We start from the raw sequence: 1281 nt of genomic DNA, 5'->3' as shown, positions 1-1281 counted from the left end.
TGGCGTTCCCCCCGGGGTGTGGACACCCGGTTTCATGCAGCCAGTGCGGTCAGTCTAGCAAGCCGATCTTCATAGACGGTCGGGGGCAGGTTTCCGATCGAGGAGTGCCTTCGGCGGTGGTTATAGCGGGCGATCCAGCGGAAGATGTCCGTGCGGGCCTCGGCCTCGTCGCTCCAGCGGCGTTTGCCGGGTCCGTGGAGCAGTTCGCGCTTGAGGGTGGCGTTGAACGCTTCGGCGAGCGCGTTGTCCAGGCACGTTCCCGTTCTTCCGCTCGACCGGCGGATGCCGTTGGCCGAGCACAGCCTGGCGAACTCGGCCGAGGTGTACTGACAACCGCGGTCGGAGTGGAAGATCACATCTTTCACGTCGCCGCCCCGTGTGGCAACCGCCGCGGTCAGCGCGTCACTGATCAGTTCCGTGCGCAGGTGGCCGGCGATCGACCAGCCGATCAGCCGGCGTGATCCGATGTCGATGACCGTGGCCAGGTACAGCCACGAGTCGCCGACCGGCAGATAGGTGATGTCGCCGCACCACCGCTCGTCCACCGCGCCCGTGCTGAAGTCGCGACCGAGCAGGTCGGGCACGGCAGCGGCCGCCTGATCAGGGATGGTGGTCCGCCTGCCCTTACGCAGGTGCAGGCCGACGACGCCCGCGGCACGCATCAGCCGGGCTACTCGCTTCTCGTTGACGATCTCTCCGTCATCGCGCAGGTCGGCGGTGATCCTCGGGGAACCGTTGGTCCCACCCGAGTCGGTGTGGAAGGCTCGGATCTTCGCCACGATCCGCTCGTCCTCGGCCGCCCTGGCCAGGCGGGCGGGTTCGCGCGCCCGCCAGGCGTAGTAGGCGCTGCGTCCGACGTTCAAGACCCTGCACAGCCGCGCGATGCCGTAAGAGGCGTGGGCGGAGATGAACCTGAAGCGGCTGATCAACGATCCATCTCCTTCGCAAAATAGGCGGCCGCCTTGCGGAGGATCTCCTTCTCGGTCTCCAGCTCGGCGACCCGCTTGCGCAGCCGGGCGAGTTCGTCGCGTTCGGCCTTGGCCAGGCCCACTCCCGACTCGCTGTCGCTGGTCTCGGCCTCCCGCACCCAGGTACGCAAGGTCTCGCGGTTCATCCCGAGCTCTCGCGCCACATCAGCGCAGGTCCGGCCCGTTGTACGGACCAGCCTCACCGCGTCTCGCTTGAACTCATCGCCGAACTTGGACGGTCGTGCCACCCGAAGGCTCCCCTCTATGGACAAGATCCATTGTCAGGGGTGTCCTCACCTCGGGGGGAACTTCA

At 67.0% G+C, this 1281-nt stretch carries 1 pseudogene; it reads right to left on the bottom strand.

What is annotated here, in order from left to right:
• Positions 1-32: 32 nt before the first annotated feature.
• Positions 33-1216: pseudogene (locus AB0F17_RS66460) on the bottom strand (IS3 family transposase).
• Between the last annotated feature and the right edge of the window lie 65 nt (positions 1217-1281).

The sequence above is a fragment of the Nonomuraea sp. NPDC026600 genome, from assembly GCF_040638335.1.
Lineage (GTDB): Bacteria > Actinomycetota > Actinomycetes > Streptosporangiales > Streptosporangiaceae > Nonomuraea.
Note: the sequence above shows the minus strand (reverse complement) of the source record. Positions and strands in the feature narration are given on the sequence as shown.